This is a genomic window from Micrococcus sp. KRD128, from assembly GCF_017168395.1.
Classification (GTDB): Bacteria; Actinomycetota; Actinomycetes; order Actinomycetales; family Micrococcaceae; genus Micrococcus; species Micrococcus luteus.
In genome coordinates this window covers 29777-44839 of record NZ_JABFAX010000013.1, presented here as the reverse complement: position 1 = coordinate 44839, position 15063 = coordinate 29777, and the positions used below count along the sequence as shown (strand labels likewise).

The 15063-nt window shown below is 75.2% G+C and carries 16 protein-coding genes; 10 read left to right on the top strand and 6 right to left on the bottom strand.

The genetic code is table 11. From position 1 onward, the window contains the following. Positions 1-66 precede the first annotated feature (66 nt). The 6 genes from J1M44_RS05680 to J1M44_RS05655 all read left to right on the top strand — a co-directional run bounded on the left by J1M44_RS05680 (position 67) and on the right by J1M44_RS05655 (position 5960). Positions 67-1143 carry an iron-siderophore ABC transporter substrate-binding protein gene (locus tag J1M44_RS05680; protein WP_144824513.1) on the top strand — a complete coding sequence of 359 codons (1077 nt, stop codon included), beginning with the start codon at positions 67-69 and terminating at the stop codon, positions 1141-1143. A 9-nt stretch (positions 1144-1152) separates the two neighbouring features. Beyond that, on the top strand, positions 1153-2208 hold the full coding sequence (locus tag J1M44_RS05675) for a FecCD family ABC transporter permease (RefSeq protein WP_144824512.1): 1056 nt from the start codon (positions 1153-1155) through the stop codon (positions 2206-2208). Next, positions 2205-3275: a FecCD family ABC transporter permease gene (locus J1M44_RS05670; RefSeq protein WP_144824511.1), complete on the top strand. Its 1071-nt coding sequence runs from the start codon at positions 2205-2207 to the stop codon at positions 3273-3275. The genes J1M44_RS05675 and J1M44_RS05670 overlap by 4 nt, the downstream gene beginning before the upstream one ends. After that, positions 3272-4141: an ABC transporter ATP-binding protein gene (locus tag J1M44_RS05665; protein ID WP_144824510.1), complete on the top strand. Its 870-nt coding sequence runs from the start codon at positions 3272-3274 to the stop codon at positions 4139-4141. Before J1M44_RS05670 ends, J1M44_RS05665 begins: the two co-directional genes overlap by 4 nt. Continuing rightward, entirely contained in the window at positions 4138-5193 is a 1056-nt protein-coding gene (locus J1M44_RS05660) for a siderophore-interacting protein (protein WP_098470964.1), read from the top strand. Before J1M44_RS05665 ends, J1M44_RS05660 begins: the two co-directional genes overlap by 4 nt. Before the next feature lie 101 nt (positions 5194-5294). Continuing rightward, the gene (locus J1M44_RS05655; protein WP_144824509.1) at positions 5295-5960 is read left to right on the top strand and encodes an NAD(P)H-binding protein; all 666 of its coding nucleotides are present in this window, start codon (positions 5295-5297) and stop codon (positions 5958-5960) included. A gap of 140 nt (positions 5961-6100) precedes the next feature. On the opposite strand, the gene J1M44_RS05650 is transcribed toward J1M44_RS05655, so the two are convergent. The 3 genes from J1M44_RS05650 to J1M44_RS05640 form a co-directional block, all read right to left on the bottom strand. Continuing rightward, positions 6101-6658, bottom strand: coding sequence for a Pr6Pr family membrane protein (locus tag J1M44_RS05650; protein WP_241252846.1), 558 nt, complete (start codon positions 6656-6658; stop codon positions 6101-6103). 327 nt (positions 6659-6985) lie between these two features. Next, positions 6986-8356 carry a glutaminase A gene (gene glsA / locus J1M44_RS05645; RefSeq protein WP_206480725.1) on the bottom strand — a complete coding sequence of 457 codons (1371 nt, stop codon included), beginning with the start codon at positions 8354-8356 and terminating at the stop codon, positions 6986-6988. 1 nt (position 8357) lies between these two features. Next, a complete protein-coding gene (locus J1M44_RS05640) occupies positions 8358-9020 on the bottom strand; it encodes a GNAT family N-acetyltransferase (protein WP_049158229.1) in 663 nt (220 codons plus the stop codon). Between the two features lie 86 nt (positions 9021-9106). Between J1M44_RS05640 and J1M44_RS05635 the strand changes: the two genes are divergently transcribed. The 4 genes from J1M44_RS05635 (at position 9107) to J1M44_RS05620 (ending at position 12909) form a co-directional block, all read left to right on the top strand. Further along, positions 9107-10564, top strand: a complete 1458-nt coding sequence (locus J1M44_RS05635; RefSeq protein WP_206480724.1) for an FAD-binding oxidoreductase — start codon at positions 9107-9109, stop codon at positions 10562-10564. Beyond that, positions 10561-11016 (top strand): acyl-CoA thioesterase, encoded by a 456-nt coding sequence (locus J1M44_RS05630; protein ID WP_144824506.1) that lies wholly within the window; start codon positions 10561-10563, stop codon positions 11014-11016. Before J1M44_RS05635 ends, J1M44_RS05630 begins: the two co-directional genes overlap by 4 nt. Positions 11017-11081: 65 nt before the next feature. Beyond that, complete coding sequence (locus J1M44_RS05625; RefSeq protein WP_144824505.1) at positions 11082-11939, top strand: GTP pyrophosphokinase; 858 nt, start codon at positions 11082-11084, stop codon at positions 11937-11939. Positions 11940-12111: 172 nt separating this feature from the next. Continuing rightward, complete coding sequence (locus J1M44_RS05620; protein WP_144824504.1) at positions 12112-12909, top strand: TVP38/TMEM64 family protein; 798 nt, start codon at positions 12112-12114, stop codon at positions 12907-12909. A 17-nt stretch (positions 12910-12926) separates the two neighbouring features. Here the strand turns inward: J1M44_RS05620 and J1M44_RS05615 are convergent, their stop codons facing one another. The 3 genes from J1M44_RS05615 to J1M44_RS05605 all read right to left on the bottom strand — a co-directional run. Beyond that, positions 12927-13352, bottom strand: coding sequence for an iron chaperone (locus tag J1M44_RS05615; RefSeq protein WP_135101269.1), 426 nt, complete (start codon positions 13350-13352; stop codon positions 12927-12929). Positions 13353-13391: 39 nt separating this feature from the next. After that, positions 13392-13946 carry a TIGR03086 family metal-binding protein gene (locus J1M44_RS05610; RefSeq protein WP_144824503.1) on the bottom strand — a complete coding sequence of 185 codons (555 nt, stop codon included), beginning with the start codon at positions 13944-13946 and terminating at the stop codon, positions 13392-13394. A gap of 10 nt (positions 13947-13956) precedes the next feature. Continuing rightward, positions 13957-15063 (bottom strand): polysaccharide deacetylase family protein (locus J1M44_RS05605; protein WP_206480723.1); only part of this gene is annotated, 1107 nt, incomplete at its 5' end.

Sequence of the window (15063 nt, the reverse complement as noted above, 5' to 3'; positions counted from 1 at the left end):
CCCCGACCGCAGACCCGACCCCCTCCGCCCGGCGCCCGCGCGTCGCGACCGTGAAAGGCCACCGCCATGGCACCGTCCTCCCTGTCCCGCCGCTCCCTCCTCGCCGGCGGGGGAGTCGGCCTCACCCTCCTGCTCGCCGCGTGCTCCACCGGCCCGGCCGGGGGCTCGGCCTCGTCCTCGTCGGCCGGCGCGTCGTCGTCGGACGCCGCGGGCGGGGACGCCGCGTTCCCGCGCAGCATCGAGCACGTCTACGGCACCACCGAGATCCCGCAGCGCCCGACCCGCGTGGCCACCGTGTCCTGGGTGAACCAGGACGTGGCCCTCGCCCTCGGGGTGGTGCCGGTGGGCATGGCCGCCGTGGAATTCGGCGGCAACGCGGAGAAGTCCACCGACTGGTTCGACGCGAAGCTCGCCGAGACCGAGGGCGCCCAGAAGCCCGTGCAGTGGTCCGAGGCCTCCGGCATCGACGCCGAGGCGATCGCCGCCGTGAAGCCGGACGTCATCCTCGCCGTCTACTCCGGCATCACGCAGGAGGACTACGACCGCCTCTCGAAGATCGCCCCCACCGTGGCCTACCCGAAGGACGTCCCCGCCTACGGCACCTCGTGGCAGCAGTCCACGGAGGTCATCGGCCGCGTGCTCGGCACGGAGCAGGAGGCGGGGGAGCTCATCGCGGACCTCGAGCAGCAGATCAAGGCCGCCGGCGAGAAGCACGCGGATCTCCAGGGTGCCTCCTTCGTCTACGGCACCATCGACCCCGCCGCCGCGGACCAGATCAGCATCTACACGGACGTGGACAACCGCCCGAAGTTCCTCGAGCTGCTCGGCATGGAGCAGGCGCCGGTGGTGACGGAGAACTCCCCGGAGGACCAGGCGTTCTTCTTCACGTGGTCGCCCGAGCGCGCGGACGAGCTGGAGTCGGACGTGTTCGTCTCCTGGGCCGCCCAGGACTCGGTCCGCGAGGCCATCGAGTCCGACCCCCTGCTGGGCTCGATCCCCGCGGTGAAGGCCGGCGCCCTCGTCCTGCAGACGGACGAGCAGGAGGTCCTCTCCGTCTCCGCGATCTCCCCGCTGTCCATCCCGTTCGCGCTCGAGAAGGTCGTCCCGCCGATCGCCGAGGCCGCGAAGACCGCGCAGGGCTGATCCCTCCCCATGCCGTCCACGGCCCTCTCCTCCCCGGCCCGCGCCCGCGCGGGCGTGCTGATGGGCGCCCTGCCCGCGGCGCTGCTGCTGGCGGCGCTCGTGGCCGGCGTCGCCCTCGGCGCGCGCACCGTGCCGGCGACGACGGCGCTCGACACCCTGGGCGCGGTCCTCACCGGGCACCCCGTGCCGGAGGGCATCGAGGCGGCGGCCGTGGCCTCCCGCGTGCCCCGCGTGGTGACGGGGGCGCTCGTGGGGGCGGCGCTGGCCGTGGCCGGCGCGGCCCTGCAGGGGGCCACCCGCAACCCGCTCGGCGACCCGGGGCTGCTCGGGCTCTCCGCCGGCGCGGGGCTGGCCGTGGCGGCGGGCATGGCGCTCGGCGTCGCCGGCTCCACGTTCGGGGTGCTGGCGCTGGCCGCCGTCGGGACGCTGGTCGCGGCGGCGCTCGGCTACGCGGTGGCGGCGGCCGCCACGCGGAGGGGACGGACGCCCGGCGCCCCCTCCCCCATGGCGCTGGTGCTGGCCGGCGCGGCGCTCACCGCCGGCGCCACCGCCGGCACCACGGCGCTGCTCGTGCTCTCCCCCACGGTCCAGGACCGACTGCGGTTCTGGGCCGTGGGCACGGTGGCCCGCGCCGACCTCGGCGAGGCGCTCGCCCTGACGCCCGTGATCGCCGTCGGGCTGCTCGCCGCCGTCGCCGTGGCCCCCGGGCTCGACGCCCTCGCCCTGGGCGACGACCTCGCGCACGGCCTGGGCGGGCGCCCGGAGCGGGTGCGCGCGGTGCTGCTGGGCGCGGTCGTGCTGCTCACGGCCACGGCGGTGGCGCTGGCCGGGCCGGTCGGGTTCGTGGGACTGCTCGTGCCCCACGCGCTGCGCCATCTGCGGCCGCCGAGCACGCGGGCCCTGATGGTCGGCTGCGCCCTGTGGGGCGCCGTCCTCGTGATCCTCGCGGACCTCGCCGGGCGGCTCGTCGTGGCACCCGGGGAGATCCACCTCGGGGTGACCACCGTCCTGCTCGGCGTGCCCGTGCTGCTGGCGCTGCTGCGCCGCCCGGGGGTGGCCGCATGAGCCTCCAGCGCACCGCCGCGGCCGACGTCGTCGCCCGCCTGCGCCGCTCCGACCGGCGCCGCCTCGGATGGGCCTGTGCGGGCCTCGCCGTGGCCGTGCTGGTCCTCGCACTGCTGCGCGTGGTGTGGGGCACGTACCAGGTGACCGTCCCGGACCTCGTGCGGATCCTGGGCGGGGAGACGATCCCGGGGGCGAGCTTCATCGTGCTCGAGGAGAAGCTGCCGCACGCCGTGGCCGCAGTGCTCACCGGTGCCGCCTTGGGTGCGGCCGGCGCACTCTACCGGCGCACCCTGCGCAACCCGCTGGCCTCGCCGGACATCCTGGGCGTCACCCAGGGCGCCGCGGCGGCGGTCGTGCTGGGGATGCTGGCGACCGCCGGGCAGACCGGCGGCGGATCGGACCTGACGCGCGCCGCCACGGCGCTGGTCGGCGGCCTCGCGGCGGTGGCCGCGGTGTTCGCCACGGCCCGCTCGGTGGGCGGCGAACGATTCGTGGTGGCCGGCATCGCGGTCGCGGCGGCGGGCCAGGCCGTGGTGGCCGGGGCCATGCTCTCGCTGGCCCAGCACGACCTGCAGTCGGCCACCGTCTGGATCGCCGGCTCGCTCAACGGCGTCACGTGGGGCCGCATCGCGCTGCTCGCGTGCGTGCTCGTGGTCGCCCTGCCGCTGGCGGGGGTGCTCCACGCGCGACTGGCCCCCGCCGACGTCGGCCCGGACCTCGCGCACGCCCTCGGCGCCCGGCCGCGCCCCACCTCGGCCGCGGCGCTGGGGCTCGGCGCGGTGCTCGCCGCCGTGGCGACCGCCGTCGTCGGGCCGCTGGCGTTCGTGGCGCTGCTGGCCACCCCGGTGGCGCGCGGGCTCACCCGCGGCCTACCCTCCCTGCCCGCGGCGGCGCTCACGGGCGCCGCGCTCGTGCTCCTCGCGGACCTCGTGGCCGGCGAGGCCGTCCCCCTGCTCACCGGCGCCGCCCTGCCCACCGGTGTGCTCACCGGCGCCGCCGGCGCCCCGCTCATGCTCTGGCTGCTGCTGCGCCAGGGCCGGACCCCAGGAGGCGTGCGCTCCGCATGACCGCTCCCCCGCTCACCGTCCCGTCCCCCGCCGCACCGCGCGCCGGGGCCGCCGACGACGTCGCGATCCGCCTGCGCGGCCTGACGCTCGGCTACGGCCCGGCCTCGGCACCGCCGATCGTCGAGGACCTCGACCTGGACGTGCCCGCCGAACGCGTCACCGCGATCATCGGCGCCAACGGCTGCGGCAAGTCCACGCTGCTGCGCGGCCTGACCCGCCAGCTCGCCCCGCGCGCCGGGAGCATCGAGGTGCTCGGCCGGGACGCCGCCCGCGCATCCGCACGCGACTACGCCCGCACCGTGGCGCTGCTGCCCCAGCATCCCGTGGCGCCCGAGGGCATGACGGTGGCGCAGCTCGTGGCGCGCGGCCGTCACCCACACCGCGGGCTCCTCGGCGGCCGGTCCGCCGGCGACGACGCCGCGATCGCCTCGGCGCTCGAGCGCACCGACCTCGTGGAGCTCGCCGAGCGCGAGGCCGGCACGCTCTCCGGCGGGCAGCGACAGCGGGCGTGGCTCGCCCTCGTGCTCGCCCAGCAGACCCCGGTGGTGCTCCTCGACGAGCCCACGAGCTACCTCGACCTCAGCCATCAGGTGGAAGTGCTCGACCTGGTGCGCGCGCTCCCGGACCCGCGCGGCGGAGGCCGGGCGACCGTCGTCGCGGTGCTGCACGAGCTGAACCTGGCGGCGCGCAGCGCGGACCACATCGTGGCGATGGCCGCGGGCCGGGTGGTGGCGCAGGGCACGCCGGGCGAGGTGATCGTGCCGGAGGTGCTGGCCGAGGTGTTCGGCCTGGACGCGGACGTGGTGGCCGACCCGCTGCTGGGCCACCCCGTGGTGCTGCCGCGCGGGAACGGGGACCGCCGATGAGCGCCGACGGCATGATCGTGGCGCACACGCGCGTGGTGTCCGTGGAGCAGCCGTGCCGCGGGTTCCGGCGGATCGTGCTGGCGGGGCCGGACCTGGAGGCCGCCAGCGGGGACCTGCTGGGACTGCTGCCGCCCGGCGTCGCCGACCTGCATGCCCTGTACCGGGGCGCGCGGCCGCGCCGGGACGCCTATGTGAAGCTGCTGATCCCCCCGCCGGGCGGGACGTCGGCGGACCCGGACCTGTCCGCCGGGTTCCGCGCCGGGTTCCTGGCCATCCCCGAGGAGGAGCGCGGCTGGATGCGCACGTACACGGTGCGCTCGGCCGGGCTCGTGCGGCTCGACGGGCGGCAGGTGCCCTCGCTGACCGTGGACGTGGTGCTGCACGGCGACCCGGACGACCCCGCCGACCCGCATCAGGGGCCGGGCCTGCGCTGGGCGCGCGCCGTCCAGGCGGGGGACGCGGTGAACGTGCTGGTGCCCTCGGCGGAGGCGCCGGCGTGGTCCGGCTGGCGGCAGACGGGGGCGCACCGTGTGCTGGCCGTGGGCGACGAGACCGCCGTCCCCGCCCTGGTGTCCGTGGCGGAGGAGCTCGCGGACCCGTTCGGCGGGTTCGACGGCGAGGCGGACCTCGTGCTCGAGCTGCCCCACGACGGGCAGGCCGCCGACCTCATCGCCGAGCGCCTGGCCGTCCCCGAACCGTGGGACTGGCGGGCCGTGACGGAGCTGGCGGACCGGGGCCGCGTGCGCCTGCACGTGGGCCGCCGGACGCCGGGGGCGCCGTCGGGGTCCTGGGCGCACGCCCGCCTCGCCGCCCTGCTGGGCGTGGACCCCGACGACGCCGGCGGGCCGGTCGCGCCGCCCGCGGCCTCCGTCGAGCGCGAGTGGACCGTCGCCGCCCTCGAGGCCGACGAACGGCCCGAGGCCTACGTGTTCCTCGCCGGGGAGTCCGCGATGGTGCGCGCCCTGCGCCGGCTCAGCGTTGGCCCCGGCGGCGTGCCGAAGAAGCACGTCTCCTTCATGGGCTACTGGCGGGAGGGCCAGGCGGAGAGCTGAGGAGTGGGGTGGCGGTGGAGCGCCGCTCCACCCTCGCACCGGCGTCGGGCTCTCCCTACTGTGGAAGTCCAGCACCCGATCGAACCGAAGGAGAGATCCCCATGACCCGCACCGTGATCATCGGCGGCCACGGCAAGGTGGCCCTGCTCGCCGCACCCCTGCTGGCGGAGGCCGGCCACGACGTCGTCTCCCTCATCCGCAACCCCGACCAGGCCGAGGACGTCCGCGCCGCCGGCGCCGAACCGCTCGTCCTGGACATCGAGAAGGCGGACCAGGAGGAGCTGGTCCACGCGCTGCGCGACGCGGACAACGTCGTGTTCTCCGCGGGCGCCGGCGGCGGGGACGCCCAGCGCACCCGGGCCGTGGACCACGACGCCGCCGTCGCCAGCATGCGCGCCGCCGAGGCCGCGGGTGTGCGGCGCTACGTGATGGTGTCCTACCTCGGCGCGTCCCTGCACCACGACGTGCCCGAGGACGACCCCTTCTACACGTACGCGGAGGCCAAGGCCGAGGCGGACGAGGCACTGCGGGACTCCGGGCTGGCCTGGACCATCCTCGGCCCCGGCGCCCTGACCGAGGAGGAGCCGTCCGGCCGCATCACCGTGGACCCGGACCTCTCCGACTCCGACGCCTCGCAGCGTGAGGCCAGCCGTGGCAACGTCGCCCGGGCGATCGTGGCCGTGCTCAATGAGCCGGGCACGGTGGGCCGGAAGATTGACTTCGTGGACGGCGACGTGCCCGTGGCCGAGGCCGTCCGCGGCGACTGACGCGCCGCCGTCGTCGCCGGCCCTCCCCACCCACGCTTTCAAACGTGAAAGGGGGCGAATGGGGGCTTTCGAACGTGAGATAGGCCCTCTCTCACGTTCGAAAGCCCCGGGCGCCGGCCGCTAGCGCCGTGGACCGCCCCTCAGGCCAGGCCGAGGCGGCGGTCCACGGTGCCGAGCACGCCCATGAGCCCGGTGAAGCCGGCCAGGATCCCGGCGAGCACGACGCCCACGCTGCGGCGGCCGAGCCGCGGCACGTCGAGGAACGGGTACGGGTACCAGTCGATGCGGGGTCCGCGCGCCATGGTCACCGCCGCCCACATCAGCGGGATGACCGAGGCCAGCCCGGCGCGCCGCGGCGTGATCTGCCCGCGCGGGTCGAACAGCGCCCACACCGCCGGGGCGAGCACGGGGTTGACGATGTGCTGCAGCGCGTCGTTGAACCGATAGAGGAAGGTGTCCTGCTCGCGGCCGCGCAGCACCGCGTTGTAGACGATCCCCGTGACCATCACCGAGCCGAGGCCGGCGGTGCGCACGGCCCAGAACGTGTCCGACGTGGGCGCCTCACGACGCGCGGCCAATGTCAGCGACGTGCCCGCGACCAGCGCGTTGGACAGCCACGTGAAGTACGCCGGCTGGTTGAGGGCGTGGGACCAGCCCGCGGGGAAACCGCCCTGATAGCCGACGCCTGGGATCACCATGGAATCCTTGGACATCCCGATGGGGAACGAGGTCAGGCACCCGATCAGCGGCAGAGCCCCCGAGACCTGCCACGCCAGGCGGGTCCGACGGTCCACCGGCGGCACGGGACGCGGGCGTAGCCGGGACACGACGGCGTGCGCGATCCGCCCCCGGACCCCCTGCGGGGCGGGGCGGGTGCGGCGGAGGGGGTGGAAAGGGGCATGGGAGTCGTCCTCGAACGGCGGGGTCAAGGGATGAGACCGCCCATTCTCACATGAACAGCAGTTGAACGAAAGGGAGCGAGACGGAGAACACCGCCGCGCCCCCCTCCTGCCCGCCCCGCCGCCTCAGTGGGCGCCGGCCTCCTCCAGCGGCAGGATGCGCTCCGGATCCTCGACCTCCACGCGCACGCCGTCGGCCTGCAGCCGGCGCACGCCCTCGGCGATCAGCCGCCGGCCGACATCCTCGATCCGGTCCACCCGCGCGAGGTTGAGCACCACGGTGCGGATGGGCCCGTCGTTCTCGTCTCGGGCGGCCACGGCGGCGGCCTCGTGCACCGCACCGCCGCCGGTCGCGGCCGAGAGCGCCGCGCTGTCCGCCGCGGCCTCCTGCCACCGCGGGTAGACGGCGGCGTCCCACCCGGTGCCGGGCTTCTCCGCACCGGTGTGCAGGTCCGTGAGCGCGTCCAGCACCGCCTCCGCACCGCCGAACCGGATCACGCCCTGCAGGTGCAGGAACACGCGGTCACCCTCCCGCTCCACGAAGCGCACGGCGGTGCCGCCCAGGCTGTCGCCGTCCATGAGGTGCAGCCGGAAGTCCTCGGAGAGGCGGCGGCACGCCAACACGCCACGCGCCGAGTTGCCCACCTCGTCCAGGCGCGGGGAGAACACGCCGATCCCCACGCGGCCCGGCAGCGCGCCGAGCACGCCGCCCGCCACGCCGGACTTGGCCGGGATCCCGACGTCGGCGAGCCACTGGCCGGCGGCGTCGTACATGCCGGAGGAGGTCATCACGGACACCACGCGCCGCGCCACGATGGACGGCAGCACGCGCTCACCCGTCATCGGGTGGATGCCCCCGGTGGCCAGGCACGCGCCCATCACCGCGAGGTCCTTGGCGGTGACGAGCACGGCGCACTGCGCCACGTACCCGGCCACGATCTCCTCGGCGGAGTCCTGCAGCACCCCGTAGCTGCGGAGCATGTGCCCCAGGGAGAGGTTGCGGTCCGAGACCGCCATCTCGGACTCGTACGTCTCCCGGTCCACCGAGAGCCGACGCCCGGCGAGCAGGGACATGATCTCCACGGCCCGGTCCAGCCGCTCCTGCCGGCTCGCCTCCGGTCCCACGAGCAGCTGGTGCACCGCGAGCGCGCCGGCGTTGATCATGGCGTTGTCCGGGCGGTGCGACTCCACCTCGAGGGAGAGCTCGTTGAAGGCCTCGCCCGAGGGGTTCAGCCCCACCTGCCGGTCCACGGCGGCGAAGCCCCGGTCCACGAGCGCGGCCGCGTACGTGAACGGCTTGGACGCGGACTGGATGGTGAACTCCACGTCCGCGTCCCCCGCGCAGTGCAGCCGCCCGGTGGGGGTGGCCAGCGCGATGCCGAAGCGGTCCGGGTCCGCCTCCGCGAGCACGGGGATGTACTGGGCCGTCTCGCCCGGGTTCACGGCGCCGAGCTCGGTGACCAGCCTCGCCAGGTAGTCGGGGATCGGGTGTCTCATCTCAGGCCTCCCAGCGCAGGCAGGTCAGGGGCTCGCCGCCGGGCACGGGCACGTGGCCGGTGGCACGGAAGCCGAGCCGCTCATAGAACGGGACGGTGGCGGGCACGGACGCCTCGAGGTGCACGGGCAGGCCCGCCGCGCGGCGCTGGCCGTGGCGCACCAGCGCGCTCGCCGCCCCGCGTCCGCGGGCGGACGGGACGGTGCCGACCTCCTCGAGGTACCAGTGTCGGCCTGCCGGGCGGGCCCGCTCGCAGGCGGCCTGGATGCGCTTCAGGGTGAGGGTGTGGCGGCCGTGGACGGCGACGGCGGTGGGCAGCCCCGCCAGCAGGCCCGGCACGTCGACCCCGCGGGGGGCGGCGGGGGAGGTCCACACGGCGGCGCCGAGCAGCGTGCCGTCGTCGGCGTCCACGGCGACGTCCACGGCGCCGAGCGGGGCGCCGTCGGCCCCCGCGCGCAGCCCGTGGCGCACGGCGGCGGTGAACTTGCGCTCGAGGCGGGCCTCGCGCCGGTCCTCGGGCACCAGCCCGAGCGTGTAGGGGTCCGTGGCGAAGGCCTCGGCGAGGACCGCGCCCACGCGGCGGGCGGTCTCCTCGCGGGCCCCATCCGGGCGCAGGGTGAGCACGTGGACGCGGGGGCGCGGGGGCGCGGGGTCCGGGGAGGTCATGGCCGCCAGTCTAGGGACGGGGCCGGGCGCGTCATCGGACCGGCCGACGCACGTTCCGCCCCGTGTGATCGGCGACACTGGTGGGCATGGACTTCTCCGCACCGCTCGCCCCGGCCGCCCCGCCTGCCGCGGACGCCCCGCCCGCCGACGTCGTCGCCCGCCTGCAGGCGGAGCTGCCCGGCCGCGTGGACGTCTCCGTCGCCGCACTCGAGGCCGCCCGGGCGGACCGCTCGGGACACCGCTCCCCGGCCGCGCCGCTGGCCGTGGTCCGCGCGCGGACGGTGGAGGACGTGCAGGCCGCGTGCCGGATCGCGCACGCCACCAGCACCCCGCTGGTCACCCGCGGAGCGGGCACGGGGCTGGCCGGCGGCGCCGTCGCGGGGGCGGGCGAGATCGTCCTGGACATGACCGCGATGGACCGGATCCTGGAGGTCTCCCCCGCGGACCGCGTGGCCGTCGTCGAGCCGGGGATCCTCAACGGGGCGCTGAACGCCGCGCTCGCCGAGCACGGGCTGTGGTGGGCCCCGGACCCCGCGTCGAAGGACATCTCCACGGTGGGCGGCAACATCGCGATGAACGCCGGCGGGCTGCTGTGCGCCAAGTACGGCGTCACGCGTGAGGCGGTGCTGGGCCTGGACGTGGTGCTCGCGGACGGCACCCTGCTGCGGCTGGGCCACCGCACCGTCAAGGGGGTGACCGGCTACGACCTGGTCGCGCTGATGATCGGCTCGGAGGGCACGCTCGGCGTGATCGTGGGCGCGACGCTGGCGCTGCGGCCGGCCGTGCGCGGCGTGCCGGTGACGCTCGGCGGGTTCTTCCCGGACGTCGTCGCGGGCGCCGCCGCGGCCGAGGCGATCACCGGGGCCGGTCACGTGCCCGCCCTGATGGAGCTGATGGACGAGGCGACGCTCGCCGCGGTGCGCGCGCACGCGGGGCCCGAACGCGGGGCCGCCCTGCCCGAGTCCGGCGCGTTCCTGCTGGTGCAGGCCGACGGTGCCGGCGCCGAGGCGGACGGGGAGGCCATGGCCGCCCTCATGCGCGCCCACGGCGGGGACGTCACCGTGACCGTGGACCCCGCCGGGGGGGAGGCCCTCATGGCCCTGCGCCGCACCGCGTTCCCCGCGCTCGAGCGCCTCGGCACCCCGCTCGTGGAGGACGTGGCCGTCCCGCGCAGCCGCATGGCCGAGATGTTCGCGCGGATCCGTGAGATCGAGGCACGCACCGGCGTCGCCATCCCCACCACGGCCCACGCCGGGGACGGCAACCTGCACCCGATCCTGCTGTTCGGCGCCGCGGCGCAGGTGGGCGGCGCGGCCGAGGACGCCGCGTCGATCCCGGCGGACGTGTGGGAGGCCGCCGGCGAGCTGTTCCGCGCGGGCCTGGAACTCGGCGGCACGCTCACCGGCGAGCACGGCGTGGGCCTGCTCAAGCGCGCGTTCCTGCGGGACGAGCTCGGCGACGCCCAGCACGACCTCCAGCAGCGCATCAAGGCCGTGTTCGACCCGCACGGCATCCTCAACCCAGGAAAGGTGTTCACCCCGTGACTCAGCCGACCACCCCCAAGACCCCCGCCGACGCCGGCACGCCGACCCCGTTCGAGGTCGGGCTGCAGCTGCGCTGGTCCGACGAGGACCGCTACGGCCACGTCAACAACGCCCGCCTGCTCACCCTCACCGAGGAGGCGCGCGTGCGCGCCCTGGCCGCGTGGGCCACGACGACGGCGTCCCCGGACGTCCAGCGCGTCGTGCGGTCCATGGAGGTCCAGTACGAGGCGCCCGTGGTCTACGCCGGGCCCGAGGTGACGGCGCGGGTGTGGATCCTGCGGATCGGCCGGACGTCCTTCACGCTGCGCCACGAGCTGTGGCAGGACGGGCGGCGCTGCGTGCTGTGCGACGCCGTGTTCGTGCAGGTGGACCCGGCGGTCGGGCGGCCCGTGGCCGTCTCCGACGAGGAGCGCGCCGCCTTCGAGCGCGTGCTGATCCCCGCCGAGGACTGACGGGCCGCCGTCGGGCCTGTGGACGGCCAGCCGTCTCGCAGGATCCCGCCGTAGGCTCTGAGGCCATGGAGCAGGACCCTTCCCCGGACGCGCCCACGCCCTCGGCGGACGTCGAGGCGCTGCGCGGCACCCCCGTGTCCGAGTTGACGCAGCTCTCCCCCGCGATGTCCGAGGCGCTGGATCGCCTGCGCAAGGACGTGGAGCGTTTCGACCTCGAGTACCGCTCGGCCCTGCTCCAGGTGGAGGCGCGGCTCGAGGTGCTGCGGGACGAGTTCACGCACCTGCACGACTACAACCCCATCGAGCACATCGTCACGCGGGTGAAGTCGCCGGAGTCGATCCTGCGCAAGGCGTCCGCCCGCGGGCTGTCCCTGGACCTGGACGCGCTGCGCACCAACGTCACGGACATCGCCGGGGCGCGCGTGATCGTCAGCTTCGCCCGGGACGTGTACCGCGTGTTCCGCCAGTTCACGCAGCAGCCGGACATCCGGGTGCTCGAGGTGGAGGACTACATCTCCCGGCCCAAGCCCTCCGGCTACCGCAGTCTGCACTGCCTCGTGCAGGTGCCGATCCACCTGTCCACCGGCACGATCCCGGTGACCGTGGAGATGCAGTTCCGCACGAGCGCCATGGACTTCTGGGCCACGCTCGAGCACAAGATCAACTACAAGTTCGACGGCGGCGTGCCCCCGGACATCGCGACCGAGCTCGTGGCCGCCGCCCGCGTGGCCGCTGACCTGGACACCCGCATGGAGCGGCTGCACGACCAGGTGCAGGAGACCGACAGGGACGACGACGCCGCCGCGGCCTGGGAGGACGACGGCGGTCCCGCCTTCGAGGACGAGCCGGCGGCGGGGCCGGGCGACGCGGGTCCGGGTGAGGCGCGGCCGGGTGACGACGCGCCCGGCGCGTCCACCGTCTGAGCCCCTCCGTCCACACCCGGCGGGCCGCGTGCACAGGGTTCTCCACAGAGTTGTCCACAGGTGTGGATGAGTCACACGCGTGTGATCCACCGAAACAGAGCAGGGCGTGGCCGCAGACCAGGGAGGACATGCGGACGGAACGGGGCGGGGCGAATACCGGTAGCCTGAGCCGATGCCCTCCACCGCCGTGCCGCCGCGCGACTCCGGCGCCGCCTCCACCCTGCCCGCCCGCACCGGGCACCGCGGGGTGTCGATCCTGCGCATCGCCGCCCTCGTCCTCGTGGTGGCGGCGTTCGTGTGGCTCGCACTCACCGTGCGCCTGCCCGGCGTGGACGAGCTGCGCACCCAGCTCGACGGCTTCGGCTGGTGGAGCTGGCTCGCGTTCACCGTGCTGTACGCGGCCGTGGCGCTCACCCCCATCCCCGTGACGATCATGGCGGTCACCGCCGGTGTGCTCTTCGGTGCGATCGAGGGGACGGTGCTGTCCGTCGTCGGAGCCCTGCTGGGCTCACTCGGGGCGTACGGCATCGCGCGCGCGGTCGGGCGCGAGGTGGCCCTGCGCTGGCTCGGCCGCCACGCCGAGACCGTGGAGCGGCGGCTCGAGGACACCGGGTTCCTCGCCCTGCTGACCCTGCGCGTCGCCCCGGGGCTGCCGTACTGGCCCGTGAACTACGGGGCGGGCGCGCTCGCCGTGCCGCTGGGGATCTTCGCCGGCTCCACCGCGGTCGGCGTGATCCCCGGACAGCTCTCCCTCGTGGCGATGGGGGCGTTCGCGGTGCGCCCGGGCGTCGTGAACGGCGTGCTGCTCGGGGTGGGCTGGCTCACCGTGGGCGGTCTGACCCTGTGGGCGGTGCGCCACTGGCGACGGGCGGCCCGGTCCGCGGAGGGGCCGGCGGGCTCGGAGGGGCCGGAGAGCCCGCAGAGTGGTCACGACACGCCGTCTCCCCGTGCGCGACGCGGCGTGTCGTGACCACTCTGCGCCGGACGTCAGCCCACGGCGCGGCGCACCAGATCGGCGATCCGGGCCCGGACGTCGTCGTCGAGGGCGGTCAGGGCGAACGACGTCGGCCACATGACGCCGTCGTCGAGCTTCGCCCCCTCGTTGAAGCCGAGGGTCGTGTACCGCACGCCGAACTTGCTGCTGACCTGCAGGAACACGAGCACGTCCGTGCCGCGCGCGTAGGCGGGCATGCCGTACCAGGTGCGGGGTTCGAGCTCCGGGGCCACCTCCGTGACGATCCGGTGCACCCCCACCGCCATGGCGCGGTCCTGCTCGGGCATCTCCTCGATCTTCGCCAGCAGGTCCTGCAGGGCATCGGCCTTCTTCCTGCCGCCGCGCTGGGCGCGCAGCTCCTGCGCACGCTCGGCGATCGCGGCCTGCTCCGCGGCGCTGAAACCGGTGGACTCGCTCACGGTGCCTCCTGCGGTTCGGGGACGGGTCCTGCTCTGGTCTCAGCTCCGGCGGCCCAGGCGACCGAGCAGGCGGGTCTGCCGGTCGGCGTCGTCGGCCACGGGGACGGGCTCGCCCAGGATGCCGGGCGTGTAGGCGGCGTCGCCGAACAGCGCCAGCGACTCCTCCACACAGTCGATCTCCGCGTCCGTGAACCGCGCGTCCACGCCCTGCGAGCGGGCCAGGTCCCAACGGTGCACGATCAGGTCGAACGCGTGGAAGCGGATCAACGCCTCGCCCACGGTCATCTCCCCCAGCGCGGTCTTCATGGGCCGCATGATGAACTCCTCGTCACCGGCGAGGGCGGACATGGCGGCGGCGTGCTTGGCCCACTGGGTGGCCATCTGCTGGCGGGAGCCGTCGAAGAGGGGCACCTCCCGACCCTGACGGGCGGCGAAGTCGCGCTGGCCGGCGATCACGTGGTCCAGCAGGTCCAGCGCGTCCCAGCCCTCGCACGGGGTGGCCGCGTCCCAGTCCCGCACCTCCCGGACGACGGCGGTGAACGGCTCGGCGGCCGCGTTCCAGCGGGCCTCGACCTCGGTGGCGGGGATGGACATGGTGCTCTCCTCAGGGTCGCGGGGTGCTCGGGGCCGCGGCGGACGACGACGGCGCCGGGCTCGGCTTCTTCGGGCCGCGGATGGACTCGGGGCGGGCCGGGTCCAGGACGGACCGGGGGTCGAAGAACTCCTCCAGCACGGGGCGTTCGCCGGAGACGGCCGCGGCGAGGCTGATGCCGTCCACGTTGATGCGCGAGCCACGGTAGTAGCCGGGCTCGAGCTGGCCCCACGCCTTGGAGGTGCCGTCCACGAGGAAGAAGGAGCGGTAGCCGAGCTCGCGGAGGTAGCGGTACCGCTCGTTGTCCTCCGTGTACTTGCCGGGCCCGGTCACGTCCGCGCCGAACGGGTAGATGAGCATGTCCGTGGGGCCGAGGATCGGTTCGACCTCCTGGTGCCAGTGCCCCATGTCGAACTCGAGCTCCTCCATGGTCAGCTTCGGCACCGTCCGGTGGCCCCACGTGTGGGAGGCGAACTCCCAGCCGCTGTCCTTGAGCGCGTCGGCGACCTCGGTGGCGGCCGCGACGTCGGCGTCGAACGTGGGGCTGTCCCCGAACTCGCGGGCCGAGGTGCGGTAGCCGAACACGCCGTCGTAGCCGGTCATGGCCAGCACGCCGCGGGCGCCGTTGAGGCTGAAGTCCGGGTGCTCGTCGAGGAAGTCGTCCAGACGCGGGACGACGTCGAACGCCCCGACGTGCGTGGTGCCCTCGGCGTCCGTGTACTCGTTGCGGACGCGGCCGTCCTCGGCCACGATCAGGCGGTCCGCGAAGCCGTCGCCGTCCATGTAGAGGTAGTACGAGCAGTCGTCCAGGGAGAGGATCAGCGGGGTGCGGCCCTCGGGGACCATGAGGGTCTTCGGGCGGACGACGTCGTCCTCGCCCACCTCGTACAGCTCGTGTGGGGAGACCAGCACGTAGCCGCGCTCGTAGACCTGCCGGATGACGGCGTCGAACTCGTCCACCGTGACCATGAAGTCCAGGTAGCCGCCGGCTTTGTCATCGCCGTCGAAGGCCCGCGCCGGGTCCACCACGAGGGAGTGGAAGAACAGGTGCGGCACCCGGGCCACGTCCGACCAGGCCACCGGGTCGCCGGCGGGGGGCGGGCCGGCGACCCGGTGGCC

Bases quoted from the DNA above. Each gene is read 5' to 3' on its own strand.
- J1M44_RS05650 (WP_241252846.1), bottom strand. From the start codon at position 6,658: ATGGTGATCCCAGGCGTCGGCTATCAGGGCGGTTTCCCCGCGGGCTGG.
- J1M44_RS05665 (WP_144824510.1), top strand. From the start codon at position 3,272: ATGACCGCTCCCCCGCTCACCGTCCCGTCCCCCGCCGCACCGCGCGCC.
- J1M44_RS05640 (WP_049158229.1), bottom strand. From the start codon at position 9,020: ATGACCTCCCCGGACCCCGCGCCCCCGCGCCCCCGCGTCCACGTGCTC.
- glsA (WP_206480725.1), bottom strand. From the start codon at position 8,356: ATGAGACACCCGATCCCCGACTACCTGGCGAGGCTGGTCACCGAGCTC.
- J1M44_RS05610 (WP_144824503.1), bottom strand. From the start codon at position 13,946: ATGTCCATCCCCGCCACCGAGGTCGAGGCCCGCTGGAACGCGGCCGCC.
- J1M44_RS05680 (WP_144824513.1), top strand. From the start codon at position 67: ATGGCACCGTCCTCCCTGTCCCGCCGCTCCCTCCTCGCCGGCGGGGGA.
- J1M44_RS05675 (WP_144824512.1), top strand. From the start codon at position 1,153: ATGCCGTCCACGGCCCTCTCCTCCCCGGCCCGCGCCCGCGCGGGCGTG.
- J1M44_RS05660 (WP_098470964.1), top strand. From the start codon at position 4,138: ATGAGCGCCGACGGCATGATCGTGGCGCACACGCGCGTGGTGTCCGTG.
- J1M44_RS05655 (WP_144824509.1), top strand. From the start codon at position 5,295: ATGACCCGCACCGTGATCATCGGCGGCCACGGCAAGGTGGCCCTGCTC.
- J1M44_RS05635 (WP_206480724.1), top strand. From the start codon at position 9,107: ATGGACTTCTCCGCACCGCTCGCCCCGGCCGCCCCGCCTGCCGCGGAC.
- J1M44_RS05670 (WP_144824511.1), top strand. From the start codon at position 2,205: ATGAGCCTCCAGCGCACCGCCGCGGCCGACGTCGTCGCCCGCCTGCGC.
- J1M44_RS05625 (WP_144824505.1), top strand. From the start codon at position 11,082: ATGGAGCAGGACCCTTCCCCGGACGCGCCCACGCCCTCGGCGGACGTC.
- J1M44_RS05620 (WP_144824504.1), top strand. From the start codon at position 12,112: ATGCCCTCCACCGCCGTGCCGCCGCGCGACTCCGGCGCCGCCTCCACC.